The 21,199-nt window shown below is 41.1% G+C and carries 12 protein-coding genes; 11 read left to right on the plus strand and 1 reads right to left on the minus strand.

Features of this window, described 5'->3' with window-relative positions; genetic code table 11:
- Positions 1 to 28: 28 nt before the first annotated feature.
- From B3C94_RS15595 to B3C94_RS15620, 6 genes are all read left to right on the plus strand, one after another.
- Positions 29 to 3,373: a SusC/RagA family TonB-linked outer membrane protein gene (locus tag B3C94_RS15595; protein WP_293905258.1), complete on the plus strand. Its 3,345-nt coding sequence runs from the start codon at positions 29 to 31 to the stop codon at positions 3,371 to 3,373.
- Positions 3,374 to 3,424: 51 nt separating this feature from the next.
- A complete protein-coding gene (locus B3C94_RS15600) occupies positions 3,425 to 4,945 on the plus strand; it encodes a RagB/SusD family nutrient uptake outer membrane protein (protein ID WP_293905260.1) in 1,521 nt (506 codons plus the stop codon).
- On the plus strand, positions 4,939 to 6,792 hold the full coding sequence (locus B3C94_RS15605) for an alkaline phosphatase (protein ID WP_293905262.1): 1,854 nt from the start codon (positions 4,939 to 4,941) through the stop codon (positions 6,790 to 6,792). Before B3C94_RS15600 ends, B3C94_RS15605 begins: the two co-directional genes overlap by 7 nt.
- Positions 6,793 to 6,958: 166 nt before the next feature.
- Positions 6,959 to 8,752: an alpha-L-fucosidase gene (locus B3C94_RS15610; RefSeq protein ID WP_293905264.1), complete on the plus strand. Its 1,794-nt coding sequence runs from the start codon at positions 6,959 to 6,961 to the stop codon at positions 8,750 to 8,752.
- Between the two features lie 210 nt (positions 8,753 to 8,962).
- Positions 8,963 to 10,861 carry a PAS domain-containing sensor histidine kinase gene (locus B3C94_RS15615; protein WP_293905266.1) on the plus strand — a complete coding sequence of 633 codons (1,899 nt, stop codon included), beginning with the start codon at positions 8,963 to 8,965 and terminating at the stop codon, positions 10,859 to 10,861.
- 18 nt (positions 10,862 to 10,879) lie between these two features.
- Positions 10,880 to 11,287 (plus strand): response regulator, encoded by a 408-nt coding sequence (locus tag B3C94_RS15620; RefSeq protein WP_293905268.1) that lies wholly within the window; start codon positions 10,880 to 10,882, stop codon positions 11,285 to 11,287.
- A 75-nt stretch (positions 11,288 to 11,362) separates the two neighbouring features.
- Here the strand turns inward: B3C94_RS15620 and B3C94_RS15625 are convergent, their stop codons facing one another.
- Positions 11,363 to 13,138: an aminopeptidase P family protein gene (locus B3C94_RS15625; RefSeq protein WP_293905270.1), complete on the minus strand. Its 1,776-nt coding sequence runs from the start codon at positions 13,136 to 13,138 to the stop codon at positions 11,363 to 11,365.
- Positions 13,139 to 13,375: 237 nt separating this feature from the next.
- On the opposite strand from B3C94_RS15625, the gene dacB reads away from it, so the two are divergent.
- The 5 genes from dacB (at position 13,376) to B3C94_RS15650 (ending at position 21,146) form a co-directional block, all read left to right on the plus strand.
- A complete protein-coding gene (dacB, locus tag B3C94_RS15630) occupies positions 13,376 to 14,800 on the plus strand; it encodes a D-alanyl-D-alanine carboxypeptidase/D-alanyl-D-alanine endopeptidase (protein WP_293905272.1) in 1,425 nt (474 codons plus the stop codon).
- A gap of 93 nt (positions 14,801 to 14,893) precedes the next feature.
- Positions 14,894 to 17,176 carry an NADP-dependent malic enzyme gene (locus tag B3C94_RS15635; RefSeq protein ID WP_293905274.1) on the plus strand — a complete coding sequence of 761 codons (2,283 nt, stop codon included), beginning with the start codon at positions 14,894 to 14,896 and terminating at the stop codon, positions 17,174 to 17,176.
- 32 nt (positions 17,177 to 17,208) lie between these two features.
- On the plus strand, positions 17,209 to 17,790 hold the full coding sequence (gene ruvA / locus B3C94_RS15640; RefSeq protein ID WP_293905276.1) for a Holliday junction branch migration protein RuvA: 582 nt from the start codon (positions 17,209 to 17,211) through the stop codon (positions 17,788 to 17,790).
- A gap of 842 nt (positions 17,791 to 18,632) precedes the next feature.
- Positions 18,633 to 20,489, plus strand: a complete 1,857-nt coding sequence (locus B3C94_RS15645; protein WP_293905278.1) for a beta-N-acetylhexosaminidase — start codon at positions 18,633 to 18,635, stop codon at positions 20,487 to 20,489.
- 180 nt (positions 20,490 to 20,669) lie between these two features.
- On the plus strand, positions 20,670 to 21,146 hold the full coding sequence (locus tag B3C94_RS15650; protein WP_293905280.1) for a GAF domain-containing protein: 477 nt from the start codon (positions 20,670 to 20,672) through the stop codon (positions 21,144 to 21,146).
- Positions 21,147 to 21,199 lie beyond the last annotated feature (53 nt).

The following is a 21,199-nucleotide window of genomic DNA, read 5'->3' on the forward strand; positions in this document are numbered from 1 at the left end:
TAATTCATTACCTAATTATTACAAAAAAATGAAAACACCTGCATTCAAGAGAGAATTCTCTTTTTATCGGATCATGAAGTATCCCTGCATCGCATTTTCGATTACTTCAGTATTCTGCAGTTCATTGATGGCCTCCCCAAGCATGGCTCAACGTCTGGACAAAAGCAGCGTAAACATCAAAATAAGCAAGGGCGAAAAACTCGATGTGATCCTCCACAAAATCGAAAGTCTTTCCGGTCTTCATTTTGTTTACAACCCTGATCTATTGCAAGAACGGAATACGGTCTTAAGCGGTAATTTTAAAACCGAGCCGGTTCGATCCCTCCTGAATAAACTTGGAATCAGTGCGGTGGAAAAAGAGGATTATGTGATCCTGAACACGCAAGGAAACATCAAAGCAGATCGGATCGTCACAGGTTTTGTAAGAGATACACTGGGAGCTGCAATAGCAGGCGTATCAGTAAAAGTAGTAGGTACGCAGACTGGGACCACAACAGATGCAAAAGGGGCGTTCCGTATTGAAGCGGCTTCCCAAACGACACTTTCTTTTTCGATGGTCGGATTCCATACCAAAGAAGTAACAGTCGGTGAAAATGATGTCATTAACGTAACACTCAGCGAAGAGCGTTCGACCTTATCAGAAGTTGTCGTAGTGGGATATGGAACCCAGAAAAAAGAAACATTAACAGGTGCTGTCAGCTTGGTATCACTTGACAAATTATCGTCTAGATCTGTCAACAGTGTTGGCGAAGTATTGGCCGGTAAATCACCAGGTGTCATTGTGACAAACGAAGGTGGTGACCCAACAGCTACGCCACGTATCAATATCAGAGGTGCTGGTGGTATCAACGGCGAGAGTGTACTCTACGTTATTGATGGTTCAATTTTCCTAGGCACGCCACAGCTTAATCCGAACGATATCGAATCCATTTCGGTCCTTAAAGATGCATCGGCAGCAATCTATGGAGCGAGAGCTTCTGGTGGTGTGGTATTGATTACCACTAAAAAAGGAAAAAAAGGACAGATGCAAATTAGCGTTGATGCCAAGTTAGGTCAACAAAGTGCATGGCGAAAATTACAGCCGCTAAATGCCGAACAACGTGCACAAGTAGCTGCAACTGCTGCTAAAAATGGCGAAACTACTCTCCTACCTGCTTTTGATCCAACTAAATACCCAGAGGGTTTAGTGACCAAAACAAACTGGATGGATGAAGTTTTTAGAAATGCTACACTACAAGATTACAATGCTGCAATTAACGGAGGTAGCGAAAAATCTAATTTTTATCTGAGTTTCAACTATCGTAACGCCGAAGGTATTGTCCTGAATACTAAAACCAAGCGCTATAATTTCCGGATAAATTCAGAACACCAACTTACCCCTTGGTTGAAAGTTGGCGAAAACTTATCTTACAGCAATACCAATGGCAATGGTGCCAATACCAGTAGTGACTATACAGGCGCACTACTTTCTGCCATTTATTACCCAACAAATGGAACGCCTTACAATGCAGATGGAAGCTTTGCGGGTTTACCCGGTCCATTCCCTGGCGATTACGGTGATATCATTAACCCTGTTGCTGAACTGATGCGTATTGACATCAACAATCCAGTCAATGTCCTTGTTGTCAATCCTTATGCTAGCATCCAATTGGCAAAAGGCTTAACATTCAGATCCAACTTAAGTATCACTAAATCGAATGCTCGATATAAAAGTTTTACACCAAGACGCCCTGAAATAGGTAAACCTGTTTTGAGTAACAGCTTGGTCGAACGTGCTGATGATGCAAACGACATCCTTACTGAACAAGTTTTAAATTACAAAACTTCTTTCGACAAACACCAACTTGACCTAACAGGAGGTTACACGTATCAAAAAACAAAAAACACCTACCTCTATACCTCAGGAGCAGGTTTTGACGACGAATCCAAACAATATCGTTATCTGACTAATGCAAATACCATTCAACCTTCGGAAAGCGGCTATGCTGAAACAGCAATATCTTCGCTATTCTTAAGAGCAAATTACAGCTACAATGAAAAGTATTTACTATCGTTGATTGGTAGACGAGATGGATCATCCATGTTGACAAAAGAAAATAGATTTAAAAATTACGCTTCTGCATCAGCAGGTTGGGTGATCAGTAAAGAAGAATTCTTAAAGTCAGCCACATGGTTAGACCAGCTAAAACTAAGAGGAAGTTATGGTATTTTAGGTAATCTCGGCAGTTTATCAGCCGCCGCCGTAAATCCGTTACTTGCATCAACTCAAAGTTATTTCGGTCAAACACCAACCTTACAAAAAGGATATGTACAAACGATTCTGGCCAACAAAAACCTGACTTGGGCAGAAAGTAAACAGACTAATTTAGGTTTAGATCTGGGAATTTTCAACCATTTTAACTTAGTCGCCGATTATTTTATTAAGGAAACAAATAAAATGATCCTGACCAGATCACTTCCGGGCACTGCAGGTCTCAATAGCCAAACAATCAACGCCGGTTTAGTCAAAGACAGGGGTATTGAGCTAGGATTAACGTATAATAGTTCAAGAAACTCTGACTTTACTTATTCTATCAATGCAACCTTAACCAAGTTAAATAACAAGGTTGAAGAATTAGCACCCGGCTTGAACACCATTGCTGTGGGTACTAATTTCAGAAATGAGTTAGCTCCACTCTCTATTACTGTTGGTCAACCGCTCTACAGCTATTATGTTCTAAAAACAGACGGCATCTTCCAAAGTCAATCCGAAGCAGATAATTACAAAAATGCCAATGGACAAAAAATTCAGCCCAATGCAAAAGCGGGAGATTTCAAATTTGTAGACATCGATGGCAATGGTTCAATCGGACCTGAAGACCGTTATTTTGCAGGCAGCGCCTATCCAGATTTTTCTTATGGCTTGAGCTTCAATGCAAATTACAAAGATTTTGACTTTAATATTTTTGCGCAAGGTGTTCAAGGCAACAAACTCTTCAATGCCATTAAAAGAACAACCTATAGTGCGAGTGGGCCTTCGTACAACAAGTTAACCGGAATTTTGGATGCCTGGTCTCCAGAAAATCCAAATGGTAAAGTGCCGATCATCTCTACTTCAGATGCAAATGGTAATTTCAATGCATCCGATTTTTACATCGAAAACGGTTCTTACCTCCGCATTCGTAACGTTACATTAGGCTACACTTTACCAAAATCAATTGCAAGCAAATTTAAAATGGGTACCGTACGTGTTTACGCAACAGCCAATAACCTATTCACTATTACGAAATATACAGGTTTTGATCCTGAAATTGGGATGGATAATAATGGACTTGATGTGGGACGTTATCCACAAGCTAGAAGCTTTATTGTTGGTTTAAATGTCAATTTTTAGTCTTGAAACAATGCCGATGAGATGTACTCATCAGCCCTAAAAAATAAAATAATGAAAACGAATATAAAATACCTTGCAATAGCTGCACTAGCATTTTTTGCATCGTGCAATAAACAGTTAGATATAACACCAGAGGGCTCACCCTCCGCACAGAATTTTTGGAAAACGGAACAAGATGCGATCAAAGCAGAAGCCGGTATGTACGAAAAATATAATGAAGAAGATTATTACGGCCGTGGAATGTTTTGGTTTATTAACGCCAGTGACGACATGGTAACAGGACGTAATAAGCCCGAAGCCGACAATATCAAAAATTTCAACCGCAATTATATTGGTGGTGGCTATACAGAAACCCAATGGAGCATGCGCTATGCGATTATTAAAAGAGCCAACGATATCATCATCAATGTTCCCAATATCTCCATGGATGAGAGCCTGAAAAAACAGATCATTGGTGATGCTTATTTTAATGCAGGCCTGGTTTATTTTCAGCTGGCAGCAAACTATGGCAACGACAAAGCGGGGGTGCCTATTGTTACACCTGAAACAGATGCTTCCGTTCCGGTAGCCAGAGCCAACAACGTTAACGAAAACTACGATTACATTATCTCATTACTATTAAAAGCTGCCGACAACCTGCCTTATTTTTCTGAAATGAAGGATACCGATTATGGTAAGGCGCACAAAACTGCTGCCTGGGCTTATTTGTCAAAAGTATATCTGTACAAAAAAGATTATACCAATGCAGCCAAATATGCGGATATGGTGATCAGTTCGGGCAAGCATGATTTATTAACTAATTTTGTGGATGTATTTAAGGCCGCTAACAACTGGTCGAAAGAGTATATCTGGTCGGTCGTATGTACACCGAATGGTGGCGGTACTGGCTGGGGAAGCAAACTTCCGGGTGTGATGTTAACCAACAAAGCTTGGGGAATATATAATGGCTGGGGTTACTATCTGCCGACAAAAGAACTTTACGATTCCTTTGAAACAGGAGATTTGCGTCGTGAAGCGACAATATTGAAACCAGGGGACAAATTCCAGTTTTTTGGTACTGAACGTACATTTACAAAAGATGGCGGCGCGACTTCAAACTATCAGTTCAAAAAGTATATGGAACCATTTTCATATGCCAACCCAATTCCAACACATGTTAATCCAAATGGCGACAACGGAACAACAGATCTAAATGTACCCTTGATGCGTTATGCTGAAGTATTATTGATTAAAGCTGAGGCTGCCATTAATTTAAATGGTGCCGGTGCTGGTGATACTGAATTAAATAAAATTAGGACGAGAGCTGGTTTAATAGCAAAAAGCGGAATGGGACTTACGGATCTAAAACGCGAACGCCGAAATGAGCTTGCTGGTGAATGGGCAGATCGTCACCGTGATTTGGTCAGATGGGGCGATGCACAGGCAGCTTATGCTAAACCTCTACACGATTTTGATGGTGCTGTAATTTGGCCAGCTAGAAATTTCAATCCTCAAGTACATGATGTTTGGGCTGTTCCACAACGCGAGATCGACAACAGTTCCGGTGTCATTAAACAAAATGCGGGATGGTAAAAAACAATAAATTAATGTGGCTGCTATTTGCCAGCCTAAGCATTCAGTCAGTTTCTGCCCAGCAGAAACTGACTGCCAATGCAGGACATAGCCACAATGATTACAAACAGCAAATCCCACTATTGGAGGCTTATTATGCAGGAATGGGATCAATAGAAGCAGACGTCTTCTATCGCAATGGAGAGCTTTACGTTGCCCATGAAAGCAGTGAAATAAAGCCAGGGAAAACATTAAAAAAATTATACATTGATCCCTTAGTTGCTTTCTTCAAGGAAAATGGCAATAGGCCCTATGCGAAACCTGAACAAACGCTACAACTCGTCATCGATATTAAGGAAAATTACGAGCAAGTATTGCCTAAATTGCTGGAGGATCTGAAAGGCAATGAATCGGTATTTGATCAGCAGAAAAATCCGGCAGCCATAAAGATCGTCGTCAGCGGAGAAATTCCTCCGGCAGAGCAATTCGACAATTATCCGCCAATGATCTATTTTGATGGTAGACCGGAAAAAGACTATACGCCTGCACAACTCAAACATATCGGGATGATCAGTCAGGATATTACACGATATTCTGTCTGGAATGGCAAAGGAACTCCTACCCCGCCCGATCTCGAAAAAATGAAATCGGTGATAGATAAGGTGCATAAATTGGGGAAACCTTTTCGTTTCTGGGCTACCAAAGATAGTCCCAACAGCTGGAAGGAGCTTGGCCACATGGGGGTAGACTGGATCAATACAGACCATCCTACGGCACTAAAGAATTTCTATCTGAATAATGCCAAAGTCGAATACACAAATCCAAAAGCCTACGTTCCCTATCAGCCAAACTATAAAAATGATGGGGTTGGGGCAAAAGTCAAAAATGTGATCTTGCTTATTGGCGATGGTATGGGCCTGGCTCAAATCCAAGCGGGCCTAAGTGCCAATTTCGGTCAGTCCAATATCATCAATTTTAAACATATTGGTCTTTCACGCACCGAAGCGTCAAATTCAGATTTCACCGACTCAGCTGCCGGCGGGACAGCCCTGGCTACGGGACACAAAACCAATAACCGTTACATCGGTGTGGATGCCAATGGTCAATTGTTGAGCTCCATTCCCGATACATTGGCTAAGCATGGGATCAAAAGCGGCATCATCAGTGCTGGAGATATTACAGATGCCACTCCTGCTGCTTTTTATGCACACCAGATCGAACGGACCATGTCGCAGGAAATCGCAGCAGACTTCAAAAATAGTCATGTAGATATTCTCGTAGGGTCCCGTCGTGAAAGTTTCCTCAACAATAAGGATAATACATTGATGAAGCAACTGACTGAAAAAGGTTATCAGCTTCAGCAAAATTTAGATGATTTTGAAAAAGCAACATCGGCCAAACAGCTGGTACTGCTAGCTGATTCTGCGACAAGAAGAATACTCGATGGACGGGGAGAGATGTTAAAAACTTCCCTCTCGAAAACAATTCAGCTTTTGTCAAAGAATAAAAATGGCTTTTTTATCATGGCCGAGGGGGCACAAATTGACTATGGAGCCCATGCCAATGATCTCCCCTATGTTGTTACCGAACAGCATGACTTTGATAGGCTTGTAGGAGAAGCCTTAAAATTTGCGGACCAAGATGGCGAAACACTGGTCATTGTCACTGCAGATCACGAAACTGGCGGATTATCCCTATTGGATGCCAATTATAAAAAGGGAACTGTTAGGGGTAATTTCAGCAGCGATGACCATACCAATATTATGGTACCTGTCTTTGCTTATGGACCGGGTGCGCAGAATTTTATTGGCATCTACAACAATACTGCAATTTTTAAGAAGATTATCCAGGCCTATAACTTGAAATAATCGCCTTAAACTTTTCATACAAAACGAAAACCCTTAGTCTAAATACGAAGGGTTTTCATTTTTCTACAGACTACATTCCATACTTCACTGCCACTTCAAAATCCAATTTAAGAATCGATGTTCGATTTTTTGCCTATCTTGTAAATCAAAACACAGAACAACCTTTATGATACCATCAATCAAGCGACTACTGATTTTGTCATTATTGCTATTCAGTATTTCTGCCAGACTATTTGCACAAACTTCTGAAAAAGCCTCTTGGTTTAAAGATGCCCGTTTTGGCATGTTTATTCATTGGGGGCTATACAGTGCAGCTGAGGGCATGTGGAAGGGTGAACCTTTACGTTATATCAATAATTATGCCGAATGGTTAAGATATCGCAACCGTGTCTCCAAGGAAGAATACGGCACCTTGGCCAAACGCTTCGACTGGAGTAAAATAGATCCCGAACAATGGGTACTTCTTGCAAAAGAGGCCGGCATGAAATATATCATCATCACTGCCAAACATCATGACGGTGTTGCTCTTTGGGATACGAAAGTTGGGAATTATAGCCTTCCAAAATTGAGTGGTTCTAATCGGGATGTCATCAAAGACATTGCAGCAGCTTGTAGGAAGCATGGAATGAAATTGGGTTTCTATTATTCACATTGGATTGATTGGGAGCATCCCTATGGCTGGAACCATCAACAGGAGCTTTCGGGACATGTGACCGATGCCCAGTACAATCAATATTGGCAGGAGAAGGTCATCCCTCAGCTTCGCGAGCTGATGACCAACTATGGTGATATTGCACTGGTATGGTTTGATATGTGGATCCCCTATCAAAAATCCATCATTAAAAAGGAACAATTACTTCAAGTCGTCAAATTAATCCGCGAACTACAGCCCAATTGTCTGATCAACTCGCGTTTGGGCCTTCCTACTGATGCAGAGAATGTGGACTTTGAAACACTTGGTGACAACCAATTTGCCAGCAGCTACATTAGCCACCCTTGGGAAACCCCCGGGACGATTGCCCATTCATGGGGTTATAATGGACAAGAAAACGAATGGAAATCAACCAGTCAAATTTTCCAATCCTTAATTTCCAATGTAAGTCTCAACGGCGGGTTTACCTTAAATATCGGTCCGCGTGCCGACGGAACCGTTCCTTATGAGAGTGTCAGCCGTCTGCGCGAGGTCGGGAAGTGGTTAAATACATACGGAGAAGGTATTTATGGCAGCACAGGGCTTGATTTAAAAAACAACCATTTCGATTGGGGATATCTGACAACCAAAAAAGAAGGTCAAAAAACGGTGGTATATGCACACATCTTTAATTGGCCTTTGGATCACACGCTTCGGATTACAGGAATCAAATCGACACCAGAACAAATTACCCTAAGGAACGCAAATACGTCTACCCCAGTAAAATTTGATCAAAACCTCAGTTTGATTCACATCCAGCTACCAGACGCACAACCGGATCATTACGTTTCGGAGGTTAAATTGACTTTTAACGGTCCCCTGGAACTGGACAAAAACACCATCCCAGAATCTACCTTTGGTGGCTTCTCCTTGAAATCGACCAATAGTCTCAACCAGGGACTCAAAATTGTACGCTATAATGGCAAGAACCCAACACATGCGGTACTTACAGGCGATACTAAAATCGATTGGGAAGTAACCATCCCTGAAGCTGGCGTCTACTCCCTTGATTTCTCAGCACATAATCCCAATAAAGAAAATAGCATTTTTGAAATCAGTACAGCCAATCAGCGGTTGGAAGGAAGTTTTGCTCCGACAAACAAAATGGTGGTCGAGCCCAATGAAAACAACTACACAGAAGAATTTGTCGAAAATCGCATCGGCAAATTTAAATTCGATAAGCCCGGAAAATATATCGTAACCTTTAAAAGTAAACAGGTACATCCACTTTGGTTTAATTGGATATGGCTCGAAAAAACTAAAGATTAAGCAACAGTTCTCCCTAACGAAAGACATAAAAATTAGCAGGCAGATTGCTATGCATACATAAAAATCTGCCTACTAGTAATTTATATAAAAAGTTACATATTTTAATATTTATTTATTATTTTGGGGTAAAAGTTACCAATTTTGCAAACAGGGGCTTACATGCCGCTTATGCTTATAAATGAGAAAATTAATCCTAAACATTGTTGGATAATGCATCTGCAACGGGACTCTTTATCAGTGCTTTCGGACCAAGCCTTTAACACAAGGTTGGAAGGATTAATCACGACCACAGAAGATGGTACTATTCTACAGTTTAACAACCGTGCGAAGGAGCTTTTAGCACTCGAAAACACCAAAGATACCAACAAGATACATGAGTTAATTACGTTTTACGCAGCAGATGATCTTTCTATACTACCCCCTACAGAAACTCCTTTTTTCATCGCCCTTTCAAAAAACCAAAACCAAAATGAAATTATCCTAGGACGAAAAGAAGACGAACAATTTAGATGGTATCAATTTACCATTCATCTTATGGATGAAGACAACAATAAGGGTCTTTTGATTTCGTTTATCGATGTCTCGAAATTGGTCAATAAAAACCGTGTACTAGAAGATAAACAGCACCAGCTACAGTTGCTTGTTGCTTCATTGAATGATCTCGTATTTGAAGTAACAGATACAGGGGTGTTTAAAAATTATTGGACCAACAATCCGGATCTATTGTTCTACACCCCGGAAGAGTTTTTAAATAAGAGTGTCACGGAACTTTTCCCGCCCGATCTTGCGGTACCCGCTCTTCAATTAATACAAAATTCATTAAAATTGGATCGCGAACTTAAGATGGATTTTCAATCCAATTTAAAAGATCACAAGGATAAATGGTATCGCTTACAGATTAAACCGATACATCGAGCCCAGAACAGGGTAGCCCTAGTTATATCTGACATTACAAAACAAGTGGAGTCCAATGAGAAGAGTAAATTCAATGAACATAAGTTTAACCAAGCATTTCATTTATCGGGTTTGGGAATCTCTTTGACAAGTCTCGAAGGTTACTGTATAGAATCCAACAACATGTTGACCAAAATTCTTGGTTATTCTCATGAAGAAATGTCGACAACCAAGTTTACTGAAAGGACACACCCAGACGATATACATAAGGATGTTGAACTTCGGAAGAAACTTGTCAGGGGTGAAATAGACGCATTCACGCTTCAAAAACGCTATCTACATAAATTAGGTCATTTTGTATGGTGTTCTGTAACGGTTGCGGCAGTTTTTGATAATGCCAATACAGCACAATTTCTGATCGTTCAGGTTCAGGATATTTCCGAATCAAAGAAGAATATCGAAATCCTAAAAAGACAAAAAATTGAATCGGATTTAGTCAAAATAGATCTTGAAACCAAAATACGACAACTGGAAGAATTTGCCAACATCCTCGCTCATGATCTAAAAGGCCCGCTAAGTAATATCCAAATGCTTATTGACGAAATCAAAGCTACCAACGATGAAAAGATAAAAAATGATTTTTTAGATCTTTTACGTATCAGCGGCAACGATCTCACGGAGACACTTCATGACCTGGGCGACATACTCGAACTCCGGTCCAACAATTCACTAGTCTACGAAACCTGTAACTTTCTAACTATTTTTAAAAAAGTACAACAGCAATTTATCGCCGAAATACAACATAAAAACGCAATAATTTCTATAGACTTCAACGTAAAGGATATTTATTATCCCAAAATTTACCTCGAAAGTATTTTGAGCAACCTGATGAGTAACGCACTGCGATTTACGCCTTCCAATAGAGCTCCTCAGATTGAAATTCGAACTTTTGCTGAAAACGACGGTATCCTTTTGACCATCAAGGACAATGGCCTTGGTATTAATCTCCCCAAATATAAATCGGAACTCTTCATGTTCAAAAAAGTGTTTCACCGTGGATTTGAGAGTCGGGGCCTTGGCTTATTTCTGACCCGATATCAAGTTGAATCTTTGGGTGGAAAGATAGATGTACAAAGTGAACTAGATGAAGGGAGCATTTTTTCGATTAAGTTTTCAACGAAAAACTCGCCCGAATCTGCGTCGGAACAGCAATAAAAATCAGTCTAAACTACCATGAACCAGGAAAACAAAAGAAAGATAATTCTTATCGATGACAACGCCATCTTGCGTACAATATTCGGCTACATGCTGCAGGGATTTTCACAATACAGAATTGAATTCCATTCTTTTAAAAATGCGCTGGATGCATTGGATTTTCTGGACAACAACGACATTACTGAATCTTCAATACCGCCAATACTTTTTGTTGATATCAATATGCCATTTATGACTGGCTGGGAGTTAATGGATACCTTGGAGGATCGAACAGATTTTATCAAAAAAACCAAGATATATATTGTTAGCTCCTCGACAAGCAAAAGTGACCAGGAGCAACTTGCAAATTATCCCTTTATAAGCGGCTTCATTCTGAAACCCTTTGGAAAAGAATCCATCTATAGCATTCTAAAAGAGCCTTATTAGAACATCATAATTCACAAAAATACCCCCCAATAGTTTTCAAGCTAACAATTGAGGGGTAATTTAATTCTTTCTTTATTAGATGGCTTGGCATTTTTCGGCCAACCAATTCTTTTCCTCTGCGGTAAGATGTGTTGACAATTGATCAAAGACCCACTGATTATAATTATTCAACCAAGCGATATGTTTTTTATCCAGCAGGGATTTTTCGATCAAATCCGTTGCGATATAACATATAGTCAACGTCTCAAAATCTAAAAAGTCTCCAAATTCAGAAGAACCTGCTTTACGGGTCAATACTAAGTTCTCAATACGGATACCATGCTTACCAACGCGATACAATCCAGGCTCTATCGAAGTAATCATGCCGGGTTCAACAGCCACATCAATCGCTGCTGGATTGAACACTTGCGGACCTTCGTGTACGTTCAGGAAGAAGCCTACACCATGTCCGGTACCATGTCCATAATTACGCAGTGTTTCCCACAGTGGACGACGCGTGATTGCATCGATCTGATAACCGCGCGTACCAGTAGGGAAAATCGCTTGTGAGCCTTCTATGGTTCCCTTGAGTACCAGTGTATAATCTTCTTTTTCCTCCTGCGTAAGAGCTCCAAGCGTTACCACTCTTGTAATATCTGTTGTACCCGTATTATATTGCCCACCAGAATCTACTAATAACAAACCTTTAGGTTGCAATGTATAATTTGATTTTTCATTTGCCGAATAATGCGGCAGGGCACCGTGATCCAAATACCCCGCAATTGTCGTAAACGATACATCAACAAAGCCTTCCTGACTTTCGCGAAATCCGCGTAATTTGGCGGCGATGGATAATTCCGAAAGTTCCCCAGAGGAAACATTCTCTTCCAGCCATTTGAAGAAGCGAGTCAATGCGACGCCGTCTTTGACAAAAGTATGGCGGTTATTTTCAACTTCGACCTTATTCTTAATCGCTTTTAAACTCGTCGAAGGATTTATTTTCTCAACAATTTTAACCTGTTTAGGTACGCTGTCAAAAACAGCGAAACAGGTACGTTTCGGATCGATAAGAATGGATGTCACCTCCAATGTCGGAATTGTTTCAAAGATCTCTTCATAATCCGCAACATCCACTCCGTAGCCTTTGAGTTCCTCAGTTGCCTGTGCTGTCAGCTTTGAAGGTTCGATATACAGTGTTGCCTTATCGGCAGTGATCAGCACAAAACCCAAAACAACAGGATTACACGGGACATCCTGACCACGGATATTTAATAACCAGGCTAAGTCATCCAGCGATGAAATCAGATGCGCCTCGGTCCTATTCTTTTTCATCTCCGCACGGACAGCCTCAATTTTAGAGACCGTTGACTGTCCCGTAATATTTTCGCTCAACAGGTAGGCCTGTGCCTTAGGCAGCTCTGGTCTCCCCTCCCATAATGATGACAACAGATCAACGTGACCATCCACTTTGATCTCCAATGGCTCCAAAGTATGCTGAACAGACTGGGCCACCAATAAAGAAGCAAGATTGCCGTCAAAAGCAACTTTAGCGCCAGCACTCAACTGCTCTCCCAACCAATCAGCGTACTCCGCAGCTCCTTGTGCTTTCAATTTCACCAATTCAAAACCTGTTCCAGCCAATTGTTCTGCCGCTTGGACAAAATAGCGAGAATCAGTCCAAAGGCCCGCAAAATCCTGCGTGATTGCCAATGTGCCTGCTGATCCTGTAAAACCCGATGCCCAGGCGATGCATTTATAACGTTCTGGTAGATATTCACTAATATGAGGATCCGATGATGGGATGATATATCCATCGATTCCCTGAACCTTCATCGCCTCACGAATGGCAGCTAATTTTTCGATATGCTTCATGTCGTTTATACAATTTTACGCAAGTTAGGATTTTTTAGGGGCGAATGCCTAACTTTAAGCCAAATAAAACAAACGAAACACAGCGAACGCTATTGCCTTAAAATAGGCTGCGTTCAAGTCATCATGATAAATCCGATGAAATATCCATGACTGCCAGCACGACTATAGATACCCGTGTTTGGTCGAAAATAAATCAGGGTATAAGGATATACCATAGGACGATAAAAAATATGATATATGAACCAATTTGTGCTAAGTACCATTGCTTTTTCTACTTACGCGTTAACGACCGTTACCACTCCGCTATTTGCACAGGATCTTCGCAGTAAAATCCAGGATGCTTTTACACAGTTTCAAAATCAGGAAAGCCTCAGGAATGGTTTAAGCTCATTGATAGTTTTCGACGGAAAAACAGGCCAAACTGTATTCGCAGCGAATGAGAATATCGGACTGGCGACCGCCTCCACCATGAAGGTAATCACTTCGGCTACAGCGCTGGATTTCCTGGGCAAAAATTATCAGTTCAAAACAACCTTGTATTATACTGGGGAGATTGACGAGAATGGTGTGTTAAACGGAAATATTATTGTGACAGGTACGGGGGATCCCACCCTTGGCAGTACCCGCTATCCGGAGACCCAGGCAACAACGATACTGAACAAGTGGCTTACAGCGATACAAAATACCGGTATCAAAAGTATTAATGGGGCGATCATCGCCGATGACAGACTTTATAATGGAAACCAGCTTCCGGGCGGGTGGATCTGGACCGACATGGGCAACTATTACGGCGCGGGGATTTCTTCGCTCAATTGGTGTGAGAACGCTTTTGGTATAAATTTCAGCCCAAGCAATAAGGTGGGCGCCAAAGCGGAGGTCCTTAACTATACAACCCATGTTCCCTATCTGGAAATTATCAATGAAACAACCACGGGTAAATCGGGAAGCGGCGACAATGTGTACGCCTATGCTGCCCCCTATTCAACCAAGATATTTGTTCGCGGTTCTTATGGCCAAGATCTCAAGAAAACAATTGAGCTCGCCTCTCCAGACCCAGCTTACGATCTCGCTTATCAATTACACGAAGTCTTAAACAACAACGGTATTGTTGCAAGTGAGCTGCCTGCCACCGGAACAAAGATGGATTCAGTCGATGTTTCAAAGAAACAAACCCTGGATATCCACCTATCCCCGACCTTAGACAAAATTGTCTACTGGTTTAACCAAAAGAGCATCAACCTCTATGGAGAAGCCTTGTTGAAAGCGATCGCCTATACGACAGCGGGTAAAACGGGGACCGACGATGGCGCCTATTATATACAGAAATATTGGAATGCAAAATTAGGCATAAAATCCAGTGAACTCAATAGTATGGATGGTTCTGGTCTATCTCCTCAAAATAGGGTGACCACATCAGCCATGAATAAGATTATGCAGTATGCTCAAAAACAAAGTTGGTACCCTGCCTTCTACGAAAGTCTTCCTACGTATAACAATATGAAGATGAAAAGTGGTACAATTGGTGGCGTACTTGGTTATACAGGTGTACATACCAGTAAAACAGGACAGTCTTTTACCTATACTTTGCTGGTCAATAACTATTCTGGGTCGGCGTCCAGCATGCGTCAGCAAATGTTTAAACTGTTGGATGTCCTGAAGTAACATATTATTGTCTAATTATAATAAGATATTGGCAAATATTTCCAATTATCAAAAAGAATGATAGATTTGTAGCCTTAAATTAATAAAATCGTAATGAGTAACACTAATCGTAAACAGGCAGCGTTAAACTACCACGCAATGGGTAGACCTGGTAAAATAGCTGTTGTTCCGACCAAACCAACAAATTCGCAAAGAGACTTATCATTAGCATATTCTCCGGGTGTAGCGGAGCCATGTTTGGCTATTGCTGAGAACAAAGAAGATGCTTATAAATATACCGCAAAAGGAAACCTTGTTGCTGTTATCAGTAATGGTACGGCAGTGTTGGGCTTAGGTGATATCGGCGCCCAAGCTGGTAAACCAGTCATGGAAGGTAAGGGTTTATTATTCAAAATTTTTGCCGACATTGATGTATTTGACATCGAAGTGGACACCAAAAATGTCGATGAGTTTGTCAACATCGTCAAAGCATTGGAACCTACTTTTGGGGGTATCAACCTAGAAGATATCAAAGCACCGGAATGTTTTGAAATCGAACGTCGTCTAAAAGAAGAAATGAACATCCCAGTGATGCACGATGACCAGCATGGTACGGCAATCATTTCGGGTGCCGCATTGATCAATGCCTGTGAAATTATCGGAAAAGATATTTCTAAAGTGAAAATCGTCGTGAATGGCGCTGGCGCAGCTGCAATGTCATGTACGGCAATGTATATTTCAGTAGGTGCTAGCAAGGAAAATATTGTGATGCTGGATAGCAAAGGTGTCATCCGTACTGACAGAGAAAATCTGGACAGTATGAAAGCACAATATGCAACAGATCGCGATATTCGTACCCTGGCAGATGCTGTAAAAGATTCGGATGTATTTATCGGTCTATCGGCAGCAGATGTCATGTCGGCAGAGATGTTGTTATCGATGGCTCCAAACCCGATTGTATTGGCGATGGCAAATCCAAATCCTGAGATTGCTTATGATTTGGCGATGGCTACGCGTAACGATATTATCATGGGTACAGGCCGTTCAGATTATCCTAACCAGGTAAATAACGTATTGGGGTTCCCCTATATCTTCCGTGGTGCTTTGGACGTACGTGCAACAGCAATTAACGAAGAAATGAAAATTGCCGCGGTACGTGCCATTGCAGATTTGGCGAAACAACCTGTTCCGGAAGAAGTAAATCAAGCCTATAACACCAGCAATTTAAAATTCTCGGAAGAATATATTATTCCAAAACCTACCGATCCGCGTTTGATCACTGAAGTTTCTATGGCTGTTGCTAAAGCCGCTATCGCATCGGGTGTGGCACAAAGCGTGATCGAAGACTGGGATCAATACAGCGATGCCCTACGTAAACGTCTTGGTAAAGATGATGCGATTATGCGCAACTTAACCATGGCTGCTAAAAGAGATCCTAAACGTGTTGTTTTTGCCGAAGCAGACAATTACAAAACTTTGCGTGCAGCGCAGATCGTTAAGGAAGAAGGCATTGCTATTCCAATTCTTTTAGGTCGAAAAGATAAAATCGAACGTCTAATCAAAGAGTATGCTTTTGAATTGGATGGCCTTGAAATCATCGATCCTGTTGCTGAAGTTGACAATGAAACGGAGCGTTCCAAGAAATTTATCGAGCATCTTTACATCAAAAGACAACGTCGTGGTATATCGAAATACGATGCTCGTAAGTTGATGTACGACCGTAACTATTTTGGCGCCTCTTTAGTGGAGTTCGGCGAAGCGGATACTCTAATTTCCGGTATGACCAAAAATTATGCAAATACAATCCGTCCGGCATTGCACGTAATCGGTGCTAAACCAGGCAGCCGTGTCGCAGGGATGTATATGATGTTAACTAAAAAAGGTCCGATCTTCATGGGTGATACAACCGTAAATGAAGACCCTACAGCACAAGAATTAGCAGACATTACCTTGCTACTGGATAAAGCTGTGAGACGTATGAACATTCAGCCACGTATTGCGTTACTATCTTACTCTAACTTTGGTTCCAGCGAAGGAAAAACACCAACCAAAGTAAGAGCTGCTGCACAGATCCTACACGATCAGCATCCAGAAATTATAGCTGATGGTGATTTACAGGCCAACTTCGCACTCAATAGCGAAATGCTGACAGCGAATTTTCCTTTCAGCTGCCTAAATGGAAAATCAGCGAATACACTTGTATTCCCTAACTTGGAATCAGGAAATATCGCTTATAAACTATTGCAAGAAGTTGGTGAAGCGGAAGCGGTAGGTCCAATCCTTTTGGGTATGAACAAACCAATTCACGTGTTGCAATTGGATAGCTCGGTGCGCGAAATCGTCAATATGGTTACCATTGCTGTAGTAGACGTACAAGCACATCTTAAAAATTTATAGAATCGCTTAAAATCTTCCTATATTCGTGTACTATGTACGAATATTTCAATGGAAAATTAGCATATAAAGCCCCCACTCATGTTGTTATCGATGTGAGTGGGATTGGCTATTATGTCCACATCTCTCTTTATACCTTTTCCCAAATCAAGGATCAGGAAAATTGTAAATTATTTATTTCACTGCAAGTTCGGGAAGATTCACATACGCTTTATGGCTTTGCGACAGAAGGCGAGAAAAAACTATTTGAAAATCTGATCTCCGTTTCTGGCATCGGTCCAAATACAGGCCGAATGATCCTCTCGTCAAACACACCAGATGAAATCCAGTCGGCTATTGTCAACGGTCAGGTCGCCCTGATTCAAAAGATTAAAGGAATTGGTCCTAAAACAGCACAGCGACTTATATTGGAGCTTCAGGATAAATTGAAAAAGCAGGGCTTCGAAGCTTTGGCAACACCGATTCAATCTCAATCCGTACCGGACGAAGCCTTGTCAGCACTGGTGATGCTTGGATTCAACAAAGCCGCAGCAGAGAAAGTATTAAACGCCATTCTAAAGACCGAAACCAATCTTTCCGTCGAAGACATGATCAAACTGGCGCTGAAACGACTTTAATGCATACACATTTGCTGAACTCATCCGATATCAATCATTAGATAACGGATACGTACTGCTAATGCTGTTGCGAAAAAGATATAAAGGAACCTTCGGGTTCCTTTGTCATTTCCCGAACCTCAGTTTTGCAATAAGTCGAAGACTAAAAAGGAAGCATCACAACAGCGATTTATTCTTTACAAAGGCATAGCCCTTTCTTCTTTTCGCTTTGGTTTTTAGGTACAGCAAACGGAGATCAAATAGGGACCAAATTCGGCCTTTTGACAGTGCTTGTTCAGTGATCGTTCAGTGCTTGTTCAGTAATCAGTCAGTGTGGGCTGAATAAACATTGACTGATTACTGTCTCAAAACTGATTAAAAATTGTGATTAGTCCGAACTTGGTATTAGGATGTTCCAGTTTTAACACCTACCTTATGTAAACTACAGCCTAATTAACCAATTGTAGTCATCTTTATAAATGGCGTTTATGAGACTTTTTCCGGAAAAAGCAGATTCCGCTGTGTTTGTATTGGCGACAATAGGAAATAATGTACGCTCTCTCCTTGCGTTAAAAAACAGGCGTCCATTCCTGAACAACTGTTCAGTAGAACACAGATAGAAACATTTAAGAAGCACATTTTTTTACATGAATTTAGATCCCATCCGCCGAAATAAAATGATCCATTTAACCACTTAAACAAACGATTGATCTAGCACAAACAGGCTGTTATCCTAGCTGCTTCTAAGTACCCAGAGACACGGTTAACAGTGTTTTCATACCCTATTTGTTACATTTTCTCTTTGCTAAAACGTATTTATTCACCTATTTTTAGAGCTTCTTATTTCAGTTATAATCTCACGCATGAAGAAACTATTTTCACTTGCGCTGGCTCTAAGTTTAGGAGCAGCAGTATTTGCGCAAGAAAAGAAAGATGCTATCTTGAACATTGTGCCATTACCGCAACAGGTTCAAATTAAAAATGGCACATTCAAAATCAACACAAACACCAAAATCGCCTTTGATAGCGAAGAAGACAAAAAAGTTGCCACTTTATTTCAGGACTTCCTGAAAAGCAACTATAACCTCAACTTATCCTTAGTGAAGTCAGCGAGCAGCAATTGTATCTATTTCTCCTCCAAAAATGCTAAATCTACTCATGCTGAAGCGTATGAGCTTAACATCGGTTCAGACCGCGCGACTATTAGCGGAAAAGCTGCCGGTCTATTTTATGGCATGCAATCCTTGATCCAATTGCTTCCTGTAGATAAAAAAGCCAGTATTGAAATTCAACAGGCTTCAATTCAGGATGAGCCTCGTTTTGCCTACCGTGGATTGCATCTCGATGTTGGCCGTCACTTCTTTCCGGTAGAATTTGTTAAAAAATACATTGATATTCTGGCATCTTACAAATTGAATACGTTCCATTGGCATTTGACAGACGATCAAGGTTGGCGTATAGAGATCAAATCTCATCCAAAGTTGACGCAAATTGGTGGTTACCGCAAGCAAACGCTCCTAGGTAATTACAAGACAGATGGCGATTATGACAACACACCGTACGGTGGTTTCTATACCCAGGATCAGATCAAAGAGGTCGTTGCCTACGCAAAATCCAAATATGTAACGGTTATCCCCGAAATTGAGATGCCAGGACATGCATTAGCAGCACTATCTGCTTATCCAGAATTAGGCTGCGGTGATAAACCGGGACCATACACTGCTGCCCAAACATGGGGTGTGTTTGACGATGTTTTCTGTGCAGGAAAAGAAGAAACATTTAAGTTGCTGGAAGATGTAATTGACGAAGTCATTCCCCTATTCCCTAGCGAATATATACACATCGGTGGTGATGAGTGTCCAAAAACAAAATGGAAAACATGTCCATTTTGTCAAAAAAGAATCAAAGATAACAACCTCAAAGATGAACATGAGTTACAGAGCTATTTTATCCAACGTATGGAAAAATACATCAATAGCAAAGGTAAACGTATCATCGGATGGGATGAGATCTTAGAGGGCGGTTTAGCGCCTAATGCGACTGTCATGAGCTGGAGAGGTGACCAAGGTGCAATTGATGCAGCCAATCAAGGTCACGATGTGATCATTACGGCAAACAGTTATGGTCTATACTTCGATCACAAACAGGGTCCTGATCAAAACAGAGAGCCTTTAAGTATCGGCGGACTTTCTACATTGAGCAAGGTATATGCGTCAGACCCAATGCCTAGCAAAATTGCTGAAAACAACAAGAAACACGTGTTAGGTGTACAAGCAAATATTTGGACAGAGTATATTGGATCATCCAATAAAGTCGAATTTACAGTGTTACCGCGTGTATTGGCACTTTCTGAAATCGCTTGGACACAACCGGAGAAAAAGAACTGGAAAAATTTCTCAGAACAACGTGCAGCAAATCAGCTCGCTAAACTTGACCAAACCAATACATTCTATCGTGTCCCAGAAGTATATGGCATAACAGACAGCACCGTATATGCTTCGGAATATACGATCAGAGGCTTGAAACCATCTGTTGAAGGGGCCAAAATTTATTACACATTGGACAACTACGATCCTTCAGAATTGGATTTAGAATATACAGGTCCAGTGAAAATTACGGTTCCTAATAGTAAGGAACGTGTTTTCAAAGCTGTTGTTGTAACGCCTTCCGGCAAAAGAAGCAACTACATTCGGGTGAATATTATCAACACAAAGAAATAATAACATTTGCCTGATAAGAAAGCGCTAATATTCTGTTAACTTTGAACAGCGTATTAGCGCTTTTTCATTTCATGCAGGTTGGAACTCAATATGCCGTGAAGCTTTCCGGACAGGCAAAACATGCTTGGCAATTGTAATCCGGATAGCAAATGCATGATTATTTTTTTTACATAGATTTTTATGGCAGAGGATTTACAAATAGCTAAAGGTAGCAAAGAAGAACAATATCAAAATTTACTTCCTCAGATTGGGGGACTATTGCAAGGCGAGCCTAATCAAATTGCCAATCTGGCTAACATCGCCGCTGCATTGAAAGAACAATTCAATTTTTTCTGGGTTGGATTCTATCTTGTTGATGGCGAAGAGCTCGTATTAGGCCCCTTTCAGGGGCCCGTTGCATGCACACGTATCAAAAAAGGCCGTGGTGTATGTGGCGGTGCCTGGGCACAGGAAAAAACATTGATTGTTCCTGATGTGGAACAATTTCCAGGGCATATTGCCTGCAGTTCGCTCTCGCAATCCGAAATTGTTCTACCGGTTTTTAAACAGGGAGAAATTATTGCTGTGCTGGACGTTGACAGCAGTGAATTAAATAGTTTTGATGAAGTCGATGAGAAATACCTTACGCAGATATTACAGCTTTTAGACAGCGAATAAGTAAGCTCCACAACTGAAGAGTGAAATAGCGTAAATATCGGCCTAGATTTGAA

It is taken from the genome of Sphingobacterium sp. UBA5670 (genome assembly GCF_002420705.1).
GTDB lineage: Bacteria > Bacteroidota > Bacteroidia > Sphingobacteriales > Sphingobacteriaceae > Sphingobacterium.